Origin of the sequence: Paraburkholderia oxyphila NBRC 105797 (assembly GCF_000685075.1) — a bacterium.
Lineage (GTDB): Bacteria > Pseudomonadota > Gammaproteobacteria > Burkholderiales > Burkholderiaceae > Paraburkholderia > Paraburkholderia oxyphila.
Genome location: NZ_BAYD01000065.1, coordinates 23,297 through 46,858, shown reverse-complemented (window position 1 = coordinate 46,858; position 23,562 = coordinate 23,297). Strand labels below are relative to the sequence as shown.

Below are 23,562 nucleotides of genomic sequence, written 5' to 3'. Positions count from 1 at the left end.
CCGATTTATCGGCACTTTTTCCATGCCAACCGATAGCTTGGCGCCACCTTGACGGTGGCTAAAGTCGCGACTCTCCTCGCATACCCGTGTTCGTCGGGGCGGCAGCGACGTCGCCATTCGTGGCGTTTTTACATTCATTCCGCATACGCAGCGCCTCGCTGACCATGTCCCATGCACGCTTGAAAAGCAATTGGCGCATTTGTCTATAGAATGGCTTGGCCGGTGGCAGAATGAATGTTGGCTACCAGGCGATTGCGTTAAGGTGAGTAACGCTTGCGCGGGAGGTTGTATGGGCTTCGACCGTCAGCAGCTGGAAACATTAGCCGCAGTCGTAGAGTTGCGGCATTTCGGCCGGGCAGCTAGCGCATTGAACATCACCCGCGGCGCGGTATCCCAGCGAATAAACGCGCTGGAGGAATCTCTCGGGACACCCTTGCTAGTGCGAGATGGGGCTGTACCTACCCCGGCGGGTGAAGCGCTTCTGCGGCATATCCAGTTGCTTCGGACGCTCGAATCCGACACGTTGAAACAAATCAAGCCGGAGGCGAGCCAACGTACGCGGGTTGCCATCGCGGTCAATGCCGATTCGCTGGCAACCTGGTTCGAGCCTGTCGCATGTGCTATTGCAAAGGAAGAGTTCGTGCTTGAACTCATTGTCGACGACCAGGATCACACGCTGCCCATCTTGTCCAGGGGGGAAGCGATGGGATGTGTCTCGACGGATAGTGCTGCGCCGATTGGATTCGTAGCTGAGCCCATCGGCGCTATGGAATATGAATGCGTCGCCCATCCGGCATTTGCGCAGACCCACTTTGCTCAGGGGCTGGGTTTGCACGATATCCTGGCCGTGCCGGCCGTTCTATTCAACCGCAAGGACGGCCTTCACGCTCTGTTCTTGGAGCGTTTGCTGGGTTTCCCCGTGAGCGGCTATGCCACGCATTATTTTCCATCGCCCACAGCTTTGCTCGCAGCCATTCAGGCGGGGGTCGGTTATGGTCTCGTGCCGTCCATGCAGGTTCAGGCGCTGAAGGACTCGGGCGATCTGGTTGCCTTGGCGCCGCGCCGCAAGATACTCGTCGATCTGTATTGGCATCATTGGGAGGCAGCGCCGCCCAACGCGCGGGCGGTCAGCGAAATCGTGATGTATCACGCTCGACGGAGTCTGGTTCAGTTGTCCCCTGTGGTACCTGGTAAGGGAGAAGAAAGCGCCGCTGGGACATGAGCGTCAGCCATAGCGAGCGTTTCGGATGTTCGGAGTCGCGATATGGCGAGACGGTGTGGTTGTGGCGCGCAATTGCAAGCACAAGCGCAATAAGTAACGAGAGAAGTGTGGTGGCCCCTGACGGTAGCGAGATCACGCCCATCCAGCGTAACAAGTAACAGCTCAGTGCTATTCCGCATCCCGCCGCCATCGATGTGTTTGCCGCGATGTCGCATACACGCAAGCGCAGCAGCCTGAGAACAAGCAGCGGTCCGACTGCCGCGAGATAGACCATGTTGAGGTCGACCATCATGTCGACAAGACTTTGCCCACGCGCTGCCACGAGCAAACTGAGGACGACGGGCAAGATGCGTGATGAGATGGGCCGCCGAACGGATTGGGGCCCAATTGCGGCGACTACTTCTGACATGGCGCGCAGGATCGCGCACCCCGCACCGAGGGTCGCGGCACTCAATAACGCGATGACAACGTTCGAGGCCATACTGTCCGACAGACTGCGCATGAGCAGTATCGGAACGACCTCTGCGGGGTCACTCACCTCGTTTAGATGCCAGAACGATCGGGCGGCGATGACAGCGGAGGCGGGCAGAAAGCCGATGATGAACACAAATCCGGCTGCGACGAGGCATCCCGTACGAGCTGCGCTCGGTTTATCCGCTGCAATGACAAACTGCTGGTAGTCGGCACCGCAGATTACCATCGCAACGACAGACGTCACAGTGATGCCGACACGGCCAAGCGAAGTTTGTCGCATTGCATCGGCAAAGAGCATCGGGGCGTGCAACCAGACACCAATTCCCCCGGTTTCGAGCAATGCGCTGACGAGCATGGTACCGCAACCCAACATGCAGATGGCTAACCCCGCTGAAAGCCATGAGAGCCGGACGAGGGATAAGCCTATCAGGATGCTGGCGATCAACGGGAGCGCGACAGTCTCGGGCAGGCCCGAGAGGGCGAGTATCGCCGATCCTCCACGGATTTGCGCACCAAGCGCACCTGTCATCCAGATGAGAGACAACAGCGCTGCGCTGTGACTAACCGAAGGGCCGTAGAGTTGACCGAACAAACCCCAGATGGATCGACCTGCGTTCCATAGCGCGGATGAGCATACTGCGAGTATGGCGAGTCCCAGTGCGCTGGCGAGGGCGTAAACGCAGCCCACCATCCCTTGGTATAAGGCAAGCTCGCCCGTTCCCAAGAGAAAGCCGATGCCGCAACTCGTGGATGCCAGCATGCTTGCGACCTGCCTCGTATTCAGTGAGCGTTCAGGCATGATTCGCTCCCCATCCATCGACGCCGGTATGTGTACCGTTGAAGTACGCCTGGCAAATTATTGCGCGTTGGCTGAACTTAGAGTCCCGTATCAAATGAGCGTGTGCGCGAGGTAGGTGGTGGTACGGAATATGCGGGAATAAATGGTGTGTGAGGTGGTACCCGTTATGATGTGGATGGAGCAGAACAGACAGCAATCCGTGAGTGGGGATCTCCCTTGTGTATTGAAAGATCCCGCCCGGTTTCAGGCCATAGTGATCCGTCATCTCACGGAAGGTTGTGATGGCGTGAAAGATGGTGCCTTTGGCGGCTATCCAGAGTACGAAGCATAGCCACGCCATATGCACACCTAATAATATTGCGATTAAGGTTTCAAACAAGATCCACCAAAACACGATAGCGGACCATTGGCGCCAAGCGAGGCGCCAACCAGTCAAGTGCCCGAGGAGCGAGCCCTCCCAAACCGGATAGTCAAAGACCACGCGAGCATAAACATCGAGCCAGCGGTCACCGTCCTTGACGGGACAAGCAATGAAATCCGGGTCATGGACAGAATCGCCAAGCCAGGCATGATGCATTGCATGTTGACGGCGGTAAAAGGCCAAGCTGTTGAAGAGGGGCGCTGCCAGCAGAATCCAGGCGAGCGCGTCGTTGAGATGGCGCCAGGGACTTAGGTTTTGATGACTGGCTTCATGTAGCAAATTGCCAAGCGCTCTCTGCCGGTTTCCGATAAAAATAATGGAGAGCGGCGCAGTCCAGCCACCGATTCGGTAGGTTGCCCAGACGGCCAGACAGATGATGCCCCAGTCAAGCACGATATCTCTGACTGACCGCCATGTACTCGCAGTTACAGCCGGAAAGTTCTCTCCTAAGGCAGATTGTAAAATCGCTTGATCGGCAATAACCGACGCTGTTTGGGGTGACCACATCGCATTCTCCTTCCGATGGGATGTATGCCCCGATGGTTCGGACTCTGAGTTCCGTTCGTGAGACAAATTAGAAGCGATGACCGGATCATAGGAAGTCAGCGGCATAACGGAAGGGGCAATCAAAACTGCTATCGGCCGGTTAGACTTTCTATATGCATATGCGTATCGATTGAGTTGATGGCATAAAGCAATCAGGAACATAGGAGGACCAGACATTGGGCGAGATCGATCTTGTAAAGCTGTGCGCGACGCTGAAACCGGTGATGGCACCGGCAGTGTACGTCTACTGCTCGTTTCCCGAATTCAATATTCCGGAGGGCTTGCCCTGCTTGTGCACCATCCGGGAAAGTGAGGGGTTGACCGCGATTGTCGAGCGTACTGAGGCTCAGCGCTTGGGCGTGCCCTACACTTACGTTGCTCGCCTCATTACCCTCTCTGTGCATTCCAGCCTTGAGGCAATTGGTTTCATCGCGGTGATTAGTCGGAAGCTCGCGCAGGCGAAAATTCCCTGCAACGTGATCGCCGGCTATTACCACGATCATGTTCTCGTGCCCGTCGATCAGGCGGATGAAGCGATGACTCAGTTGCATGAGATCTCGGCTTCCGCGTTCTGACGCAGAAATTCAGCCAAGCGAATCACATTTGGTTGGCATGGTATGGGCCGCCTGTTACTTTTTCTATTCAGCCGATAGCACTTCTTCAGTTTGCGGATTTGGCCTTGCGGTGCACGCGATCCCCCAATAGATTGAAAGAGCCAAAACACTGACCCGTCTGTAGGTGGCTGATTCCCGGAATCGACGCACGCGAAATTCCTGACGGCGTCGTCAGAAGTTACTTGATGTTGAGAGATTCGGTCGAAGTCGATGGAAATTGAGATTTGGATACCGACAACTCAAGGCGCTTCATTCTCTGGTTCGTAGAAGCACTTTCGCGACGTACCTGTGCGGTAGCGTGACGAGATATCTGATCCGGTTGTGCGGGTTCCAAGTCGTTGCACGGACATCAAGTAACTCCGCGAAGACCGAAAGGAGGAGGTATGTCCGAATCGACCGACAATCAAAGTCTAAAGTTGAACGACTCTCCGACGGCGTCTGACGAGGAGGTTTTGCGCCGAAGCGCTGAAGCATCACAGGCGGCGGTGTTGCGTCTCACGGGGCGCTTGAGAGGACGGGATCGCCGTATCCAGCTCCTGGAACGTGCATTGGCGCGGACAGTCGTTATGCACCACATATGGGCAGTGCATTTGGAGCGTAAGCTCGATCGTGCGGCCCCAGAAACCCTAACTGAACTAGCCGATCGCGTACCGGTGCGCGCCCAAGAGGTAACGAAAGGTGTTGTCGTACATCTGCCTCACGTGACCCAGACACTTGCTGCCCTCTTCGAGGTGATGTGGTCACACTGGTCTGACTGGGACCCGGAACGCCCTCCAAAGTCCTCTACAGTCGCTCGTGCTATTGACGAGAAACTCGGGTTAAAGAGTCAAGCGAATGGTGAGGCCTCACGGAGCGCACAAACGTTCGCCGCGGCATTGCGCCCGGATTCGGTCAACGAGGTCGACGGCCGCCATCGATGACCCGCTTTTCCCGTCGAAATCTTCCGACGGCATGACGGAATTGCCGGTCTGGCGCTTCTGCTGCTTGAATGAGAGCCATGCAGCAACTCTTTCGAACAGGACAGCGGGAGGTTGGCCATGTCGGTCCAATTGAGGGGAGCAGGCGCAATACTACGGCGCGGGCAGGTCGAACGGGAAGTTGGACTAAAGCGTTCGACGATCTACCAGCGGATGCAGGAGGGCACGTTCCCGCGCCCGATCCGCCTCGGCGAGCGCGCGGTGGGCTGGCGCGCATCGGATATCGAGCGATTTCTTGAGGATCCCGCCGGGTATCGCGTCTCATCGCCAGCTAAGGACGGCGGCGATGTGTGAGCGTGCCTCACAGCGATCCCTCGATGCGCGGCTGGACAACTGGGCGAGTGCTAGCCGCGGCTCTTACGATCCTGTCGATGCCCAGTGCATCGAGCATGCATGGCAGCGTTTATCTGTACGCCAACGTGAGCTGCTGCGCATGGCGTATCTCTGGCGTGCGGGTCGCGAGGTGATATGCCGCCGCTTAGGAATTTCACGGTATCCCTGGCACGGGTATGAGCTTGAACTGTCGTCTGCAAAGCGGGCACTGGCGGGCCTGCTGGCGGAGAAGCCATGAATTGAAGCGTCGGGGGGCATGCCGGAAGAACACGCGGTCGGTCGATGCGACACGATCTCGCGCTTTGGTGGCATTGCTCCGGAAGTAATTTGACAACCTGTTCCGGCCGACGTGCGACATGCACGGCCGAGTACGCATGAGCGGCCCCGACGTATCGACGGATGCGTATGAGAATGGCCGTTGTTTTCCGATCCGAGACCTGCGTTTGCAGGTCTTTCTGTTTCTGTGCCTGATCCGGACGACTGATCCCCCTTGAGCCCGCGGTTTGCCTGCAAGGCGACGCGGGTTCCTTTTTTCCCCCATCCGGTTCGACACCTCGGCGTTGCATCGATGGGAGGAAGCGGATCATGAACTTGTCCCGACTGAAAACGAATGGCTGGCGGTTTCAGACGAAGCACGGTATCGCGCATCGGTGGGCAATTGCCCTGGCACTGTTCGCCGGTACCTCGCTTCTCGCGCCTTGCGTGGCGCGCGCGGACGACTGGGGCTGTCAGGTGCTGCTTTGTCTGTCCAACCCGGGTGGCCCAGAGCAATACGGTGCGTGCGTGCCACCGATCGAGCGACTCTGGAGCGCGCTGCGCCATGGCGATCCGTTTCCGACATGTGATTTCGGTGCGGGCGGCTCGCACGGGACGTTCGCGACCAATACCTTCGCGAGCGATGCCTACTGCCGCGAAAACCTGCTGTACTGGGGCGGCCCCGAGCAGAGCGAACTGTTGTGCTGTGCCACTGGGGCGATCAATGTCGACATCGACAATCAACTCTATACCCGTGTCTGGTGGGACGTTGCGGGTGCGGGGTCGACGATCACCGAGTTCTACGGCGCGGGCAGTACGCAGGTGCCATACGACCCGTCGCAATCTGCTGCGCTATTTCTCCAGCAGAGCGAACAGCAGAACAGCGCCGGTGGCGGGGGGCAATGATGCTGCCGCTCGATTTTGCCACGCTTGTACAGCAGTGCGCGCCCCACGTCTCGCCGGTGACGATGGCCGCGATCGTGCAGACGGAGTCCGGGTTCAATCCCTATGCAATTGGCGTGGTGCACGGCCGGCTGGTTCGCCAGCCGTTGAGCCAGGCCGAGGCTGAGGCTACCGTCCGCGCGCTCGAGTCCGGCGGCTGGGACTTCAGCGTCGGTCTCGCGCAGGTCAACCACGCGAACTGGGCGGCGCATGGCCTGAGCGAGCAGAACGCCTTCGATCCGTGCCGCAATCTGGCAGCGGGAGCTGGGGTCCTCGAAGGCTGTTTTGCTACAGCACGCGCTGCGCGGACCGAAGGCCGACGCGATCCGCAGGCTGCATTGCGATCGGCTCTCTCGTGCTACGTGAGCGGCAATTTCTCGACGGGGTATCGCACCGGGTATGTGCAAAGGGTGGTCGATAACGCCCGCCTGCCCGCGTCGATTCCCGTACAGACAGTCGTGCCGGCGATTGAGCCCATTCCTGTTGTTCCGGTTGACCGGGCCGTGCCCGGAGCGCGGGCGTCGTCACAACCGGCGAGCCATCGGCCGCCGAATCCGCCGGATACCGCATCCGGCACGAATGTCGGTGACTCAACCGGTAGTGCAGTGGTGTTCTAGCCCGGTGTCCCTTCGATTGCAAATCCAATTCAGGCGGAAAGGAGTTTTGTCATGAATTTAGGAATCCATATCACAAATGGAAAAACTGGACACATACCTGTCCCGCTTTCTTCTAACCGTCGGATGGCGCGGTGGGCTGCTGTCATCGCGACTGCACCGCTGATGGCATCACCCGCTTGGGCGCAGCTGTCGCAGGTCAATACGCTCCTGAGCACGATCCAGACGACCCTTTTGGGTGTCGGCGGTGTGATCTGCTCGATTTCGATCATCTGGGCGGGCTTCCGGATGATGTTCCAGCATGCCCGGTTCGGCGACATTGCGAACGTGTTCATCGGTGGTCTCTTCGTCGGCTGCGCGACGGTGATCGCCGGCATGCTCATTCCGACGAGCTGATCCGGGGCCAGCAACCATGAACCCCATCATGAACTCGCTCAAGGATCCGGTCTTCAAGGGGTGCACGCGACCCGCGATGCTCTGGGGTGTACCGCTCGTGCCATTCCTCATGGTCGGTGGCGGCATGCTGATCCCCGCCATCTGGGCATTGCTTGCCAGCCCACCGCTCGGTGTCGGGCTCCTGTTCCTGATGATCCCGGTGTTCGTCGCCATGCGTGTTGTCACGCGCCGCGACGACCAGCGCCTCGCACAGTACGCACTGCGCCTGCGCATGGTCCTGCGACAGGGCAATCGGCGCTTCTGGGGTGCGCGCGCCTACACGCCGGTTCGCCTGAAGAGGAGGGTCCGACATGCTGGCTGACCCTAGCCACGGCGCCGTTGCCAGCCGCGAGGTGGCGCTTGCCGACTACATCCCTTACTCGACGCACGTCACGGATCAGGTGATCAGGGCGCGCGAGGGTGACTACCTGCGGATCTGGAAGCTTGCCGGTATCGCATTCGAGGCCGCCGATCCGGTGGACATCCTCGTGCGTCATGATGGATTCAACCAACTCGTGCGCGCACTGCCTGGTGGTCACGTCGCACTCTGGGTACACCGTCTGCGCCGGCGTGTATCGGACCAGTTTGCCACGCCTTATAGCAACCGCTTCTGCCAGGAGTTGGCGACACGCTACTACGCGAGCTTCGCGGGGTACCGGATGATGGCCAACGAGCTGTATCTGACGCTTGTCTATCGTCCCAGCCGCACGAAGCTCGGACGTGTCTTCAGCCGCGCGGCGCGCCGCACGCGCGAGGACATCGGGCGCGACCAGCAGGAAGCGCTGAAAGTGATGGGCGAACTCGGCGTCCAGGTCGAAACGGGGCTGAAGCCCTACGATCCGGTGGCACTCGGGGTCTATCGCAAGTCGAGCCCCTTTACGAAGCGGCCGCGCCGGTATTCGTCGGCGCTGGAGCTGCTCGGCTATCTCGTCAATGCCGTCTGGGAGCCGGAGCCGGTTCCCGCCGGAACGATCCGTGAGGCGCTGCCGACTTCGCGCCTGTTCGTGGGCGTCGAGAAGGTCGAGATCCGCATGCCGGCCATGACGCGTTACGCCGCGCTGCTCGACCTGAAGGACTATCCCGAAGAAACCGAGCCTGGCATGCTCAATGGGCTGTTGTATGGCGACTTCGAGTATATCGAGACGCAAAGCTTCACAGTCCTCGACAAACCCGGTGCGAAGGAAGCGCTGGAGCGCCAGCGTAACCAGTTGATCGCCGGCGAGGATGTGGCTGTCTCCCAGGTCGAGGCGATGGACCGGGCACTGAACGATCTGATCAACGGCGATTTCGTGCTGGGCGAATATCATTATTCGCTCGCGGTGCTGGCTGATACCCCCGCGGCAGTCTCGAAGCACGTTGCGAAGGCCCGCACGCAGCTTGCCGACGCCGGATTCCAGACTGCGCTGATTGACCTCGTGGCGGACGCCGCATGGTTCGCGCAGTTGCCTGGCAACTGGCGCTACCGGCCGCGCGAAGCGAAGCTGACGTCCCGCAATTTCTGCGGCTTGGCCAGTCTGCACAACTTCGCGACCGGCAAACGCGACGGCAATCCGTGGGGTGAGGCGATTACGATCGTCAAGACGCCGAGCGGCCAGCCACTGTACCTGAATTTTCACGTCACGCCGGAGAAGCAGGATTCGGCCGACGAGAAGGCGCTCGCCAATACGCAGATCATCGGTCAGGCCGGTGCGGGCAAGACGGTACTTGAACTGTTTCTGCTCGCGATGGCGACGAAGTTCGGGCTGACCGCGGTGCTGTACGACAAGGACCGTGGTACCGAGATCGCAATCCGGGCGATGGGCGGAATCTATACCGTGTTCCATCGTGGCGAACCAACGGGACTCAATCCGTTCCAGATGACGCCGGACGAGTCCGTGCTCGACTTATGGGAGCGGCTGGTGCGCAAGCTCGTCGCTACGGGTTTGCCGTTGTCCGCTAAAGACGAACTCGACATCTCGCGCGCCGTGCGCGAGGTCGCCCGCATGGAGCGACCGCTGCGACGCCTGTCGATGGTGCGGCAGCTTCTGCCGAACGTCGGTGAGAACAGCCTCCATGCACGTCTCGCGAAATGGTGCGCCGGTGGGCGTCTCGGCTGGGTGCTCGACAACCCGACGGACACTGTGAACCTCGCGGGTGCAAGTCTCTTCGGTTTCGACGATACCGAGCTGCTCGACGACGCGGAAGTCTCGACGCCCGTCACGATGTATCTGCTGCACCTGACGGAAAGCCTGATCGATGGTCGGCGCTTCATCTATGTGATGACCGAATTCTGGAAACGGCTGGGTGATCCGGTTTTCACGGACTTTGCGAAGAACAAGCAGAAGACGATCCGCAAGCAGAACGGGCTGGGCATTTTCGATACCCAGTCACCGGCGGATGTGCTGCGCAGCGATATCGCGCGCGCGCTGATCGAGCAGAGCGCGACCTTCTTCTTCCTGCCGAATCCGCGGGCCGACTACGACGACTACGTGCATGGCTTCAAGCTGACCGAAGCCGAATTCAACATTGTGCGCAATCTCGGCGAGAGCAGCCGCATGTTTCTGGTCAAGCAGGGGCACCGGTCGGCGATCGGAAAACTCGATCTCGCGGGGCTTGGGGATGTCCTGGATGTCCTGTCGGGTACGACCGACAACGTCGAGCTTCTCGACACGATCCGTGCGCAGGTGGGCGATGACCCGGACGTATGGCTGCCGGTCTTCCACGCACAACTAGCGAAGCGTCGGGCGACCCAGGCAACCCGGGCGGGAGGTGCGTAATGAGTGGCCTCTTTACCGCGATCGGCGGCACGCTCGAAAACGGCATGTCGACCTATGTTACGAACGTCTCGTCGGCGCTGTCGGGCGCGCTTGTTCCCGTCGTGACGACGGCTGTGACGATCTGGGTCATCGCCTATGGTCTTGCAATCGTGCGCGGTGAGGCGCACGAAGCCGTACCCGCGTTCGCGTGGCGCGGATTGAAAGTGGCCGCCATCCTCGCGTTTGCGCTCGGTAGCGGCATCTACCAGCAGCAGGTCGTGACGGCCATTAGCGGTGCCACGTCGGGGCTGGCCCAGACGATCCAGAACGCCGCCAACACCACGAGCGGCGGCAACCCGGGTTGTGGATCGGTGAGCGGCAGCAGCGTGACATCGACGAGCGCAACCAGCATCTACCAGACACTCGACTGCTACGACCAGCAGATCGATCTGGTTCTGGATGCCTATTCTGAAAAGGCGACTCATGAAGGGCTCAGCCCAAGTGGCCTTGCTGCCGCCATAGGCGACATCGTGTGCGGGTTCATCGCAGCGATCGGCGGCTCGATCTTCCTGATCGTGCTCGCGTTCGAGGTCGTGATGGGTCGCATGCTGCTCGACCTGGTGCTCGGGATCGGTCCGATTTTCATTGCCTGCGCCGCGTTTGCGCCGACTGCGCGCTTCTTTGAGGCATGGACCGCGAAAGTCGCGAACTACGCGTTGCTGCAGGTACTGGTGGCCGCTTTCCTGGGGATGGCGCTGACGGCGTTCTCGACCGAGCTCGCGCCATTCCAGGTGACGACGTCAGCGCCCGGTTCCAACGCGGCAGCGCTGGTGGCGGCCAGTCAGGCGGCGCTCGAAGCCGCGTCGGCCTGGGGCGCGGCGCTCGGCATGTTCGCGACCTCGATTTTCCTTGCGATGGTCGGCTGGCAGTTGCCGTCGGTGGCGTCTGGCCTGTCCGGTGGCGCGACCGTGTCCGGCTTCGGTGCGTTTGTGGCGGGTGTGGCGTCGCGGCGTCTCGCCACCGTGATCGGTCAGGTGCTCACCCGCGGCGGGAACGGTCCGCGTCCGGGCGGCACGATCCGCGACCGGACAGGATCCGGCGGCGGACCGGGAAATTCATCGGGCGGCGTGGTGCCAGCGTACCAGCGGGCTGCGCACGCCAACCTGGGACAGGGCAGTTGAGAGAGGTGGACATCATGAGAGCACGATTGAATGTAGCCGCTGCTGCGCTTACCTGGGCGGCAGTTTCTCCGGTGGGCTACGCCCAGGGCATTCCGGTATTCGATGCCCAGAACGTAGCCCAGGCCATTGCGACGGTGGGCCAGCTTGAGCAGGAGGTCCAGCAGGAGATCCAGATCTACCAGTCGACGGTTGGCACACGGGGCTTCGGTGCGTTGCTGACCAATCCGGTGGTGGCAAATTCGCTGCCGTCGAACTGGCAGAGTGTCTATACGGCAGTCCAGAGCGGCGGCTACGCGGGTCTGACCGGAAGCGCGCAGGCGCTGCGTTCGGCCAGCGAGATCTATAACTGCGAGGACCAGGCCGGCATTGACCAGCAGGTGTGCCAGCGGGCGCTGAACAAGCCCTTCCAGGACAAGGCGTTCGGCCAGCAGGCGTACCAGACGGAACTGCAGGAACTGAACCAGATCCAGAGCCTGATGCAGCAGATCGATGTCACGCAGGACCCGAAAGGTATTGCGGAACTGCAGGCGCGCGTCCAGACCGAGACCACGGCGGTCGGTGACGAGATGACGAAGCTGCAACTCTTCCGGATGCTGGCCGATACGGAAGACCGGCTCGTCGCCGAGCAGCAGAGCGAACTGGTATTGAGTCGTGCGGGCAATACCGTCCGGCTGCAGGACCAGATGGTGCCGGCTTCATTCGGAAACTGAGGGGGCGATCATGAAAACATCGCTGATCGGATCGCTCCTTGTAAATTTCGTCATCCTTATCAGTGGATGCTCGTCGGGACCACCAAAACCCGTCCTGCCGGATGGCTCGCGTCGCGTGCCGATCAACCGCGAGCTTCCCGTTCCGCCGGCGCCGTTCGCCGCGTCGGGAGTGGGGGCTGGATCATGAGCATGGACAACGACTATGGACGCGTGCTCGACATCGAGGCGTCGCTGACGCACCTGCAGGAGCGCTCCGAGCGACGGGCGTGGCACGTGGCGTACGGGGCGGTTGGCGTGGCCGTGCTCAGTGTGATGGCGCTCGCCGTCATGGTGCCGTTCTACCGCGTGGTGCCGTTGCCGATCGAGGTCGATCGTCTGACAGGTGAATCACAGGTGATCGACGTGCTCGATGCACGTCACGTGCATACGAAGGAAATCCAGGACAAGCATTGGGTTGAAGCGTATGTGCGCGAGCGTGAACGCTATGACTGGGGGCTGCTGCAGATGGACTACGACAGCGTGCTTGCCATGAGCGATGACGTGGTCGCGCGCGACTACCGCGGCGTTTACAGTGGTCCCGATGCGCTGGACCGGCAGCTTGGCCCGAACACCGAGCGACGCGTGCGGATTCTGTCGACCACGCTGCCGCCCGATGAACCCGGGCACGCGGTCGTGCATGTCGAGCGTACGACATTGAAGAACGGTCAGGCGAACGCCGAACCCACGCAACGGTACGTCATCACGCTGGCCTACACGTACCGGCCGCCGGTCTTCACACGTGAAAGCGTGGCCGTCGCGAATCCGTTCGGCTTCAAGGTGACGGCTTACAGCCGGGATCCCGAATATACGCCGCCGGCATCATCGTCGAGCGCGAGAGGTGCGCCATGAGAACGCGCTCTGTTTCGATGTTCTGTCTTGTGAGCCTGCTGGTGATGAGTCCGGTCGCCCGTGCCTGGGACGTGCCGGGCTGGTCCGATGACTCGCGGGTGCGGAAGATCGTGTACGCGTCCGACGCCGTCGTGCGCATCGAGGCGCAGCGCGGGTTCGCCACCCATATCGCGCTCGATCCACACGAGCAGATCCAGGTGGTCGCCCCGGGCGATCGCGATGGCTGGCAGGTGGTGGCGAATAGGGGTGACCATGACGTTTACCTCAAACCGCAGCTCGTCGCGCACAACTCGAACCTCGAGGTCCGTACGGATAAACGCAGCTACAGCTTCGACCTGGTGGTGCTGCCCCTGAAGGCGAAATTCGGCAACGACGAAGAGATGTATCGCGTGACGTTCGTCTACCCGGATGAGGTCAGCGCCCAGACGCACGCTCAAGCCGATGCGGCGCTGGTGGCGCAGCGCCTGGTCCAGCCTTCCGTGGTGCGCAACACCGGGTACTCGATGCAGGTCATGCCGCATTCGGACGACATCGCACCGGTCGCGGCGTGGGACGACGGACGGTTCACCTGGATCCGCATTCCTGCCAATCGGCGTATTCCGGCGATCTTCCGGGTGGCGGATGACGGCACGGAGAGCGTGGTCGACAAACACATGGAGAACGACACGATCGTCGTCCATGAAGTGGCGAAGCGCTTCGTACTGCGGCTCGGCGACGAGGTCGTCGGTATCTGGAACGACGCGTACGACATGGATGGTGTACCACCCCGCGACGGCACAACCGTCAACGGCGTGAAGCGCGTCTCGCGGAGTCCGGATCATGAGTGACGATATCCGCAACACGATCGAACCGGACGATCCGTCCGATAGTCGCCTGGATGGTGCGGACCGGAGTGCCATGAACGAGGCCGCGGAGCCAGTCGATCGCGGCATGCCCGCACTTGGTCAGTACCGGGGCACACGCCCGCGCGCCTGGTGGTTGACGCCACTTGTCGTCGTCCTTGTGGCCGGTGCCGGTGCGGTCTGGACGGTTCACACGTTCCTCGCACGTCACGACGCGGAAGCGAAAGCGCATCGCGATGCGGTCGAGGGCACTGCGACGCAGGGACGTGTATTCAGGGACGTGCCAGTGGCCGCAAGCGCGGCGTCGACACCAACCGAGGCAAGTGCGCCTGCTGCGGTCTCGGGGCCGGTCGTTGCCCGTCCTCCCGTTGCGGTTCAGCGTGCGGCACCGGTCCGCAGTTACTACGATGCGCCGTTACTCGCGAACGGTGGCGCAACCGGGGTGAGTGGTCAGGGTGGAAGCCTGAAGGGCATGCTCGCTGCGGAGGGTATTGCTGGCGGCGCCGCGGTAGCAGCCTCTTCGGTGGCGGCATCGGTATCCGGCCAGCCGTTGACAACGCCGGGCCAGAGTGGGATTGGTGCGCTTGCCCAGGCGTTGACTCCGACCGCCACGCCACGGGTGCGTGCCAGTACGCTCGGTGACCGCAGCCTGGTTCTCGCGCAGGGCGCGAAGATCGATTGCGCAGGCGATACCGCGTTCGATTCGACGGAAGCGGGGTTGTCCACCTGTACGGTGACGAAGAACGTCTATTCCGATGACGGGCGGGTTGTGCTGATCGAGCGAGGTTCACAGATCAACAGTCAGTATCGCTCGAACCTGTCGCCCGGACAGAAGCGGACTTTCATCCTCGCGGCCCGCATCGAGACGCCGCAGGGTGTGACCGTCGAGATAGACTCGCCGGCGGCCGACGCTCTCGGCCGCATGGGGATTGACGGCTACGTCGACAACCACTGGGGGCAGCGCATCGGCGCCGCGATGATGCTGGGCGTTACCCAGGACGCGATCGGGTATCTGGCTACGCGAGGCGGCAACAGCAACGGGCCCGTCGTTTACGAGAACACGCAGCAGCAGGGCAACGACATGGCGACGCGGGTGCTCAACAGCACGATCAATATTCCGCCGACGCTGACGCAGAACCAGGGCGCTGAATTTACCATCGTTGTGGCCCGCGATCTGGATTTCGGAACGGTCTATGCGCTTCAACCGGAGCGTGCGCCATGATATCCAGTGCTGACACGCCCGATCGGTCTGTCGATACTGTGCTCGCGCGGCTTCCCGACGACGCGTCGGTACGCGAGTTGATGCGGCCGTTTGCGCCGCTGCTCGACGATGCCGACGTGACTGAACTGGTCATCAACCGGCCGCAGCGCGTGCTGACCGAGACCCATCTCGGCTGGCGCGGTCACGACTATGCCGATCTCGATTACGAGCGGCTGATGTCGTTCGCGGTCGCGGTCGCAACGCTCACGAACCAGGAGGTATCGGCGCAGCATCCGGTGCTCTCCGCGTTGCTGCCAGGTGACGCGCGCATCCAGATCGTGGTGCCACCCGTCGTGCCGCCGCGCACGGTCTCGGTGACGATCCGCCGGCCGTCTTCGCGTGAAAAGAGCCTCGACGCATATCGCAACGAAGGGCTGTTCGACGACACCGTCTGGCACCGCCCGGATGGGCTCGATGCCGTGCTGCCGGCGCTGCGCCCGACGGACCGGAAGCTCGTCCAGTGCCTCGAAGCGCGGGACTGGAGTGCCTTCTTCGAGTGGGCCGTGACCGGGCGCCTGAATATCGTGGTCGTTGGCAATACGGGGTCAGGCAAGACCAGTTTCATGAAGACCCTCTGCCGGTCGATCCCCTCGACGGAGCGCATCGTGACAATCGAGGATGTCCGGGAACTCTTCATCCGGCATGTCGAAAACTGTGTGCACCTGCTGTACAGCAAGGGCGGTCACGGCCAGGCGCGTGTGACGCCGGCCGACCTGATCGCGAGCACGATGCGCATGCGCCCGGATCGCGTGCTGCTCGCCGAACTGCGCGGCGCCGAAGCCTACGACTTCCTGAAGCTGCTGACGACCGGGCACGCCGGGTCGATCACGAGCTATCACGCATCAAGCGCGACCGTTGCAATCGAGCGCTTTGCACTGATGGCCAAGGAGCACCCCGAAGCCGCAGCCTATAACGAAGCGGCGCTCAAGCGCCTGCTTGCGCTGACGATCGACGTCGTCGCGCACATGGAGGCATCTCCGCTCCACGATGAGGCGGGCAAGCAGGTTGGCAAGCGCTGGGGCATGACGGAAATCTGGTTCGATCCGGTGCGCAAGGCGCGTACGACGTTTTCGTGAGACCGGCATGGATACGAACCGTCGATCCTCAATTTCTTCCGACACCGCGGGTCCGGCAGCACATCATGTGCGTACCGCCCTGGTCACGCTCGTAGTTCTGGCGATTCTCGCGGGGGCTCTGCTGGCCTCGTCATGGCTCGCATCATTTTTCCTGTACGCGAGCCTGCGGCTGAACCCGTTCCACGCGGGCCTATGGGGCTGGCCCGATGCACTGCTGGCATGGCATGGCGGCCTGATGCCGAACGGCGGTCGGCGTCTCGCGGGCGCGGCCTTGCTCGGCGTGCTGGTCGCTGTGGGTAGCCCGGCGATGGCGTTGTATTCGATCTGGGAGCGGACTGGACGGCGGCGTCTCTACGGCAGTGCCCGGTTCGCCAGCGAAGCGGAAATCCGCGCGGCGGGGTTGCTATGAATGCGCGGACACTGATCGATGCGCCGCCCATTGTCGTCGGGATCTGGCGAGGGCGCTATCTGCGCTTTGCCGGACAGCAGTTCGTGCTGCTCGCGGCGCCCGCGCGCTCAGGCAAGGGCGTCAGCATCGTGATCCCGAACCTGTTGAGTTATACCGGTTCGGTTGTGGTGCTCGACATCAAGCGCGAGAACTATGCGATCACGGCAGGATTCCGGCGCGCGCACGGGCAGGAGGTCTATCTCTTCGACCCGTTCGCGGAAGATGGCCGCACGCACCGGTTCAACCCGCTGTCGGCCATTTCGGATGGTCTGTTCCGGGTGGGCGACGTTCTGGCGATCGGCTACGCCCTGTATCCGCCAGGTGGCCACGACGACTTCTGGAAGGACCAGGCACGCAATCTGTTTCTCGGCATCATCCTGCTGCTCAGTGAGTGGCGTGACGCGCGGCGCACGGGCAGGGGCGAATCCATTCCCGACTATCCCGTCACGATGGGCGAGGTGCTGCGGCAGTCGTCGGGCCACGGCATGCCAGTCAAGGCGTATTTGCAGCGCGCACTCGTCCAGCATCGCGCGCTGCTCAGCGGCGCATGCGTCGATGCCCTGAACCGCTTCCTGTCCAACGACGACAAGGTGCTGGCGAGCATTCTCGCGACATTCCACGCGCCGCTCACGATCTGGGCGAATCCCATCGTCGATGCGGCAACGAGCGCCAACGACTTTGACCTGCGCGACGTGCGTCGGCGTCGCATGTCGGTCTATATCGGCATCACGCCCGATCACCTGTCCGAAGCGGCGCTGCTCGTGAACCTCGTGTTCTCGCAGCTCGTCAACCTGAACACGAAACAGTTGCCGGAGGCGGATCCAACCCTGCGGTTCCAGTGCCTGTTGCTGCTCGACGAGATGACCGCGATCGGCAAGATCCATATCATCGCGCGCGCCGTGGCCTACATGGCTGGCTACAACCTGCGTCTGCTCTCAGTCGTGCAGTCGATTGCGCAGCTCGAGTCGGTCTACGGCCGGGCCGACGCCCGGACGTTCCTCACGAATCACGCGATGCAGATCCTCTATGCGCCGCGTGACCAGAAGGATGCGAACGACTATTCCGAGATGCTTGGTACCTTCACGGACCAGTCGCGCAGCACCAGCCGCCCGAGCGCGATGTTCGGCGGCCGCGGTGGATCGAGCGAAAGCGTGTCCGAGCAGCGTCGCCCGCTGCTGTTGCCGCAGGAGCTCAAGGAGTTGGGGCGCGACAAGGAAATCATCGTGCTGGAGAACACGAAGCCGATTCTCGCCGACCGGGTTTGCTACTGGCGCGATCCGGTCTTCGCTTCGCGGGTCTCGAGTGCGCCATCGGTGCCGGCCATGGACCTGGTCCGCTTCACCGCCCAGATCGAACGACGTGTGCGCGAAGTCGGGTCTGACGAGATCGATCCGGACGGTGCGGGTCTCCTTCCTCTGTCGGCCGAGTATCTGGAGGTGCTGCAGGCCTGGGACCCGCGCGATCTGCCGCCGCGGCTCGCCGATCTCAGTGAGGACGAGGTCACGACCTACGTCGAACGGCACTTCATGCTGCTGGGCGTTCCGGCGAAGCGTATCGGGCAGGCGACGCGCCGTTTGTCGGTTGCGGACCTCGACGTCGCGGAGCTGGTGCCGCCAAAGTCCGCGCGAGCGAGGCGTGACCCGGTGACACGTGCCGGGACGAACACGGCATCGATTGAGGGAGTCCGGCGATGAGTACGCCCCATGCGGACGAAACCGCCCGTGTACGGGCTGCCCTTGCCGTGATTCCGGCGGAGGACTACGGCACATGGGTCGATATGGCGTTTGCACTGAAGCACGGTCTGGGTGACGCAGGCTTCGAGATCTGGGACGAATGGAGTCGCACAGCCGGCAACTATGACGAGCGGGCGGCCCGCACGACCTGGCGCTCGGTGAAGGAATCAGGCGGAAAGACGCTCGCGTCGCTCTTCTGGCTCGCGCGAGAGCATGGGTTTGACCTGAGACGTGGGCGCTACCCGGACCAGATGGCAACGACGCTCGTGCCGGGTCCCGATGTGCTTGAACGTCGCGCGCGGGAAGCGGCACGCCAGCAGGCACGGCATGCTGACGCGGCTCGCGAGGCACAGGAAATCTGGCAATGGGCACGACCTGTTGGTCCGGAACATCCCTATCTCGTGCGCAAGGGTCTCGATCCCGTGCCGACACTGCGCGAACTGGAAGCGCCGGAACTGCGCGCGTTGCTGGGCTATGCCCCGGCGAGCGAGGAGCGGCCGCTTTCCGGGCGCGTCCTGGTTGTGCCGGTCTGGATCGGTCCTGCCGTTTCCACACTGGAGCTGATCGACGAAGCGGGCAACAAGTCGTCGCTGGCCGGTGGCGTCAAGAAAGGCGGTTACTGGATCGCCGGGCCTGCGCCCACAACACGCGAACAGGCAGTGCCGATCCTGATCGGCGAGGGCATGGCCACCATGCTCTCAGCGCATCGCGCAACGGGATGGGTGGCGCTCGCGGCACTCTCCAGCGGCAATCTACCTCCCGTCGCGGAATCCGTGCGCGAGCAGTTCCCGGACGCAGACATCGTCGTGCTGGGTGAGCTGGGGCCGGGCGAGGCCAAGGCCCGACAGGCTGCGGACTCATCTCGCGCGCGCGTGGTCTTGCCCGCATTCGCCGCCGACGCGCGCATTGACGACAAGGCTCCGACCGATTTCAACGACATGGCAGTGCTGTCCGGGTTCGATCATGTGGGTGACCATTTGCGCGAAGTCGTGGGCCGCCATTTCACGCGGGTAGTCGATGGCAATGAGTCGCTCGCGGGCACAGCAACCGGCAGGGAGCCGGACGAACCGATGGAGGACATGATGGGCAACGTGAAAGAAAAACTCATCAATGCTGGAGACGACACACCGCGTCGTCGCACGTCGAAGCGCGGCGCACCGAAGCCGGCCACTCCGTCGGAAGCACCAGAGCCGGTGACGGCATCGGCGGAGGCACAACCGACCGGTGAGCGGTCTACGGTTGTCCCAGCGGGTGGTACGCCGGCTGCTGAGCCGAGGCGCTTCGCGCCAACGCGTCCGCCCGTTGGCGAACCATTGTTCGCTGTAGCGGATGTGCCTGATGAGGTAAGGGCACTGGCCGAACATCGGTTCGGTTCACCGCTCCGCATGGGCACACCACGGGAAAACGGTGGACCGTATCGTGGCGAAGTGTTCAACACCGGGCACTACCTGATCCAGGAGGTGGCGACGCGCAGCGTTGTTTTCCATCCGAAGACGCAGATGGAATTCGTCTCGGAGCGGCTGCGATGGATGGACGAGAACGCCCGGCTCAATGGATCGGAACTGCAGGTCGGCTACGAGGGTGATCGGCCGAAGGTTTATCCGTGGGATCGCGCGCGTGACCTGCTCGACCGCACGGTGGGCTCGCTCAAGAAGTCTGCCCGGGAACTGAATTTCAGTCCGAATCTCGAGGGGATGCTCGATCAGTTACAGGCACGCTCGTGGGCCCGCATACGCGAAGCGCGTACAGCGGCGCTCGAGCAGTCGAAGGGGCGGTCGGCATCGCAGGATCCGCCTGGGCCGGATCGCTAGACCAAAGCATGTGTCGCCCGGAAGCATGACCGATAAGAAAGGAGCTCCATCATGTCTGAAACCCTGTCGCCTGCCGAGCCGGTCATCAATCTGATCGAGCAGGATATTCCCGGGCATTCGGCATCCATTGAACCCCCGAAAAGTGATGGCGATACCAGTCGCCTCGACGCGGCCGCTCTGGATGCCGTGTCGGCCCGGCGCCGGCGTGAGTTTAATGCGGCGCGGGCGCGTCTGCGTGATCAGGCCATCCGGGACGATGCCGGTGCGGCCCGTCAGTCCGCCTCCCGCCCAACCGGCGATGCTCCAACGGAGAGGGACGGTGCCGATGCCGTTCGCGCGCCGCTTGATCAGGTGCCGGAGCGCGTGCGCAAACGCTACCTGCGCGCCGGCAACCAGTATTTCCTGAAGGATGCTCCGTATCAGCTCGCGTTCGAGGATATCGGGCCGTACCTCGTCACGGAACACAACCGGCCGGACGTGGTGGAGTCGATGGTCGACATGGTGGCGGCGAAATCGTGGCGTCGCATTCGCGTGGCGGGGCATGAGGCGTTCCGCGGCGAAGTGTGGTTGCAGGGCTCGCTGCTCGGTATCGAGGTTAGCGGGTATGAGCCAAAGGCCGCCGATCTGGCGCGACTGGCCGATGCGCGACAGGGCCGTCTGAACAACCGGATCGAAGCGGATGCGTCGTTGCATGCAGCCGGTTCGCCGATAGAAGTAGCAGAGCGCAGTCGTGCAACGTCTGCCCCCGCGCCAGCCGCCGGGCCGCCGAATGTGGCGGATGGCGCCGCATCTGCAGCCCTGCGACGTGATGCTCAGCGGGGTGAGCCTCTTGACGCGAAGCGACAGCCGGCACCAGGCGACGAAGCCGATACCCAGAGGCGATATACCGGCGAGCTGCGCGAGCACGGCGGCGCGCCGTACCAGAATAATCCTGCGCGCAGCCAGTCGTACTACGTCTTGTTCCGCGATGCGACGGGCGCGGATCACGTGGTCTGGGGTGTGGATCTCGAACGCGCGGTGCGAGAGTCCGGCGCGCAGCCCGGGCAGCAGGTCGCACTTGAAAACCTGGGGCGACGGCTCGTCACCGTCAAGGTACCGATCCTGGGCGAGCACGGTGTGGTGATCGGTGAAGACGAGCGCGATGTGCACCGGAACACCTGGCAGGTTGAGGTGATGCGGCAAGAGCGTACGGCAGCTGAATCTGTACCGAGGCCCGGACGCGTAGCGGGAGCGGAGGAGGCACCAACGGGCACAAACGCGCGCGAAAGCGGCCAGGAGTCGCGGCGCCCGAGCGTCTCTGATGAGGACAAGGTGCTGCACCTGGCTGTGCTCGTCGGCGCGATGCGGGAGCAGGGTTTCAGCGCGCGATCGATTGAGCGTGTACAACGGCGTGCGGAAACGCTGCTCGATGCATTTGGTCGCGAGGGCATTCCTGTACCACGGCCGAAGGTTTTCGATCCGAAAGCGCCATCGGAACGGGATCGCCGGACACGCACGGCGGTTGGACGTACGCCTGCAAGGGATATCGAGCTCGAGTTAGGGCACACGCCTGCCGAACCTTCGCCTGGACGCTAGGAGCTGTCATGCGTGTGCGCGATCGCCTGTGTGTCGAGCTTGGTGGCATGCGACGGGATTGGGATCGCTGGTGCGTGCGCAGGGGCTTGACCGTTGGTGAGGGCGCGCGACAACTGGTGGCCGCCGCGTTGCGCGCAGACGCTGGCGATGGTGATCCAGGGATAGACGCGGACGTCCGTTGGAGTGCTGTCGGTGATCCTCGTACCCGGATCGAACTCAGGCTGACGGCTGCCGAACTTGAGGCGGTTGGGTTGCGCGCAGAGGCGTCAGGCCTGAGCGCTAACCGCTGGATCGTTGCGCTGATCCGTGCGCAGTTGATGCACGAACCCCAGCTCGGCGTGCGGGAGATGCGGCTGCTGTCGGATTCCAACCTGCAGCTCGCTTCGATCAGCCGGTGGCTCGGGCAGCTTGTCCGTGGCGATCAAATACCACGTGCCGGACGGGACAGAAACGGGGATATCGAGGCCATCCGTGGAGTGATCGACGCGCATCTGCGTGTCGTGGCGGCTGTGATGCGTGCGAACCTGGATCGATGGAGCCGGTGACATGCCTTATCCGAAAGTCTACATCGATGCGATGCTTCTGAACTGGGGTGACCGGTTGTTTCAGGAACCGTTCAGGCACGCGCGCACACAGCGCCTCTCGCAGGCGAGCTTGGGCGACGAGGCTGCGCGTATGCGTGAGCAACTGGCGCGTACGCTCAGGCGCACGCCGGAGGTGATGATCAAGATCACGAACAAGGCATCGGGCGCGCAGGGTATCGGCGCGGTGCGCCGGCATCTTCGTTATATTTCCCGAAACGGTCAGGTGGAGCTGGAAGACCAGAACGGGGACCGGATCGCAGGAGCCGAAGCGGTACTTGATCTCGTGCAAACCTGGCAATTCGGCGGATGGGGGATCCCAGAAACGAGTGCCCGCCGCGAGGTATTCAACATCCTGCTGTCGATGCCTCCTGGTACGAACCGTCAGGCCGTGCGGGACGCCGCACGGGATTTTGCGGCCGTCGAGTTTGGGGATGGGCGCGCCTATGTGTTTGCCGCCCATGATGACGAGGCACACCCGCATGTTCACCTGAGCGTGCAGGTGCGTGGACCGGATGGCCGGCGTCTGAATCCGCGAAAGCAGGATCTGCGGCGCTGGCGCGAGCGGTTCGCGGAGCAGCTGCGCGCGAACGGGGTGGACGCAAATGCGACGCCCCGACGGGTGCGTGGCGAGACACGACGGTATCCCGTTCAGGGTGTCAGGCATATGGTGGAGCGTGGCGAAACACCAAAGTACTGGTCCGCCGTGGTGAACGAAAAGCAGCGGCAGGCTGGGTGGCAGGCTCACGACAGGGCATTTGCAGCGTGGCGGGAGGTGGCGCGGACAGTGGCCGCGTCCCCAGCCGGTGCGGACCGCGCGATGGCCGTCGGCATCGTGGAGTTCGTGCGTGCGATGCCGATCCAGAGGAACGCCGTTGTCCCCGACATGAGGCGGGATCCTGCACCAACGCGCGAGCATCGAACGGCGCCAGAGCGCGATAGTAAGCTTGTCGGGCCCGACCCAGACATTGAATGCTAGTGCGGTCAAGGCGAACATAGCCTTCTAATGGGCGAAGTGAGCGACGCGCAGTCCGGTATCAGCATCTACGTACCGCGACAGGCTCTATGGGCTAGTCTTGAGTGATGCGT

General features: G+C 62.5%; 23 protein-coding genes. 21 read left to right on the top strand and 2 right to left on the bottom strand.

The annotated features are described in order from the left end of the window. Positions 1–289 precede the first annotated feature (289 nt). The gene (locus BO1_RS58190; RefSeq protein ID WP_084688329.1) at positions 290–1,222 is read left to right on the top strand and encodes an HTH-type transcriptional regulator ArgP; all 933 of its coding nucleotides are present in this window, start codon (positions 290–292) and stop codon (positions 1,220–1,222) included. Here BO1_RS58190 and BO1_RS53635 read toward each other — a convergent pair. Both BO1_RS53635 and BO1_RS31900 read right to left on the bottom strand, forming a co-directional pair. Continuing rightward, the gene (locus BO1_RS53635; RefSeq protein ID WP_052409680.1) at positions 1,128–2,495 is read right to left on the bottom strand and encodes an SLC5/6 family protein; all 1,368 of its coding nucleotides are present in this window, start codon (positions 2,493–2,495) and stop codon (positions 1,128–1,130) included. The two genes, BO1_RS58190 and BO1_RS53635, sit on opposite strands and share 95 nt — an antisense overlap. Next, complete coding sequence (locus tag BO1_RS31900; RefSeq protein ID WP_028221022.1) at positions 2,488–3,423, bottom strand: fatty acid desaturase family protein; 936 nt, start codon at positions 3,421–3,423, stop codon at positions 2,488–2,490. The genes BO1_RS53635 and BO1_RS31900 overlap by 8 nt, the downstream gene beginning before the upstream one ends. A 215-nt stretch (positions 3,424–3,638) precedes the next feature. Here BO1_RS31900 and BO1_RS31895 point away from each other — a divergent pair, with 215 nt between their 5' ends. From BO1_RS31895 to BO1_RS31800, 20 genes are all read left to right on the top strand, one after another. After that, positions 3,639–4,037 carry an ACT domain-containing protein gene (locus BO1_RS31895; protein WP_028221021.1) on the top strand — a complete coding sequence of 133 codons (399 nt, stop codon included), beginning with the start codon at positions 3,639–3,641 and terminating at the stop codon, positions 4,035–4,037. A 1,076-nt stretch (positions 4,038–5,113) separates the two neighbouring features. Further along, on the top strand, positions 5,114–5,347 hold the full coding sequence (locus BO1_RS31890) for a helix-turn-helix transcriptional regulator (protein WP_028221020.1): 234 nt from the start codon (positions 5,114–5,116) through the stop codon (positions 5,345–5,347). A gap of 624 nt (positions 5,348–5,971) precedes the next feature. Then, positions 5,972–6,547, top strand: a complete 576-nt coding sequence (locus tag BO1_RS31880; protein WP_028221018.1) for a hypothetical protein — start codon at positions 5,972–5,974, stop codon at positions 6,545–6,547. Continuing rightward, the gene (locus tag BO1_RS31875; protein WP_028221017.1) at positions 6,547–7,200 is read left to right on the top strand and encodes a lytic transglycosylase domain-containing protein; all 654 of its coding nucleotides are present in this window, start codon (positions 6,547–6,549) and stop codon (positions 7,198–7,200) included. The genes BO1_RS31880 and BO1_RS31875 overlap by 1 nt, the downstream gene beginning before the upstream one ends. 123 nt (positions 7,201–7,323) lie before the next feature. Further along, a complete protein-coding gene (locus BO1_RS31870) occupies positions 7,324–7,593 on the top strand; it encodes a TrbC/VirB2 family protein (RefSeq protein ID WP_245643960.1) in 270 nt (89 codons plus the stop codon). 28 nt (positions 7,594–7,621) lie between these two features. Next, on the top strand, positions 7,622–7,954 hold the full coding sequence (locus BO1_RS31865) for a type IV secretion system protein VirB3 (RefSeq protein ID WP_028221015.1): 333 nt from the start codon (positions 7,622–7,624) through the stop codon (positions 7,952–7,954). Continuing rightward, a complete protein-coding gene (locus BO1_RS31860; protein ID WP_028221014.1) occupies positions 7,944–10,388 on the top strand; it encodes a VirB4 family type IV secretion/conjugal transfer ATPase in 2,445 nt (814 codons plus the stop codon). Before BO1_RS31865 ends, BO1_RS31860 begins: the two co-directional genes overlap by 11 nt. Next, positions 10,388–11,548, top strand: coding sequence for a type IV secretion system protein (locus BO1_RS31855; RefSeq protein WP_028221013.1), 1,161 nt, complete (start codon positions 10,388–10,390; stop codon positions 11,546–11,548). Before BO1_RS31860 ends, BO1_RS31855 begins: the two co-directional genes overlap by 1 nt. A 14-nt stretch (positions 11,549–11,562) precedes the next feature. After that, the gene (virB5, locus tag BO1_RS31850) at positions 11,563–12,258 is read left to right on the top strand and encodes a P-type DNA transfer protein VirB5 (protein WP_043287430.1); all 696 of its coding nucleotides are present in this window, start codon (positions 11,563–11,565) and stop codon (positions 12,256–12,258) included. Positions 12,259–12,268: 10 nt separating this feature from the next. After that, on the top strand, positions 12,269–12,445 hold the full coding sequence (locus BO1_RS60355; RefSeq protein ID WP_167338413.1) for a hypothetical protein: 177 nt from the start codon (positions 12,269–12,271) through the stop codon (positions 12,443–12,445). Then, positions 12,442–13,146 (top strand): virB8 family protein, encoded by a 705-nt coding sequence (locus BO1_RS31845; protein ID WP_028221011.1) that lies wholly within the window; start codon positions 12,442–12,444, stop codon positions 13,144–13,146. Before BO1_RS60355 ends, BO1_RS31845 begins: the two co-directional genes overlap by 4 nt. After that, positions 13,143–13,973 (top strand): TrbG/VirB9 family P-type conjugative transfer protein, encoded by an 831-nt coding sequence (locus BO1_RS31840; protein WP_028221010.1) that lies wholly within the window; start codon positions 13,143–13,145, stop codon positions 13,971–13,973. The genes BO1_RS31845 and BO1_RS31840 overlap by 4 nt, the downstream gene beginning before the upstream one ends. Next, positions 13,966–15,210 (top strand): type IV secretion system protein VirB10, encoded by a 1,245-nt coding sequence (virB10, locus tag BO1_RS31835; protein WP_028221009.1) that lies wholly within the window; start codon positions 13,966–13,968, stop codon positions 15,208–15,210. The genes BO1_RS31840 and virB10 overlap by 8 nt, the downstream gene beginning before the upstream one ends. After that, positions 15,207–16,325, top strand: a complete 1,119-nt coding sequence (gene virB11 / locus BO1_RS31830; protein WP_028221008.1) for a P-type DNA transfer ATPase VirB11 — start codon at positions 15,207–15,209, stop codon at positions 16,323–16,325. Before virB10 ends, virB11 begins: the two co-directional genes overlap by 4 nt. Before the next feature lie 7 nt (positions 16,326–16,332). Continuing rightward, positions 16,333–16,734, top strand: coding sequence for a hypothetical protein (locus tag BO1_RS31825; protein WP_043287421.1), 402 nt, complete (start codon positions 16,333–16,335; stop codon positions 16,732–16,734). Further along, positions 16,731–18,467 (top strand): type IV secretory system conjugative DNA transfer family protein, encoded by a 1,737-nt coding sequence (locus BO1_RS31820; RefSeq protein ID WP_028221006.1) that lies wholly within the window; start codon positions 16,731–16,733, stop codon positions 18,465–18,467. The genes BO1_RS31825 and BO1_RS31820 overlap by 4 nt, the downstream gene beginning before the upstream one ends. Beyond that, positions 18,464–20,317: a PriCT-2 domain-containing protein gene (locus BO1_RS31815; protein WP_028221005.1), complete on the top strand. Its 1,854-nt coding sequence runs from the start codon at positions 18,464–18,466 to the stop codon at positions 20,315–20,317. The genes BO1_RS31820 and BO1_RS31815 overlap by 4 nt, the downstream gene beginning before the upstream one ends. Before the next feature lie 51 nt (positions 20,318–20,368). Continuing rightward, positions 20,369–21,892, top strand: a complete 1,524-nt coding sequence (locus BO1_RS31810; protein WP_028221004.1) for an LPD7 domain-containing protein — start codon at positions 20,369–20,371, stop codon at positions 21,890–21,892. Between the two features lie 8 nt (positions 21,893–21,900). Continuing rightward, complete coding sequence (locus BO1_RS31805) at positions 21,901–22,437, top strand: hypothetical protein (protein ID WP_028221003.1); 537 nt, start codon at positions 21,901–21,903, stop codon at positions 22,435–22,437. Between the two features lies 1 nt (position 22,438). Continuing rightward, positions 22,439–23,452 (top strand): relaxase/mobilization nuclease domain-containing protein, encoded by a 1,014-nt coding sequence (locus BO1_RS31800; protein ID WP_028221002.1) that lies wholly within the window; start codon positions 22,439–22,441, stop codon positions 23,450–23,452. Positions 23,453–23,562: the final 110 nt, after the last annotated feature.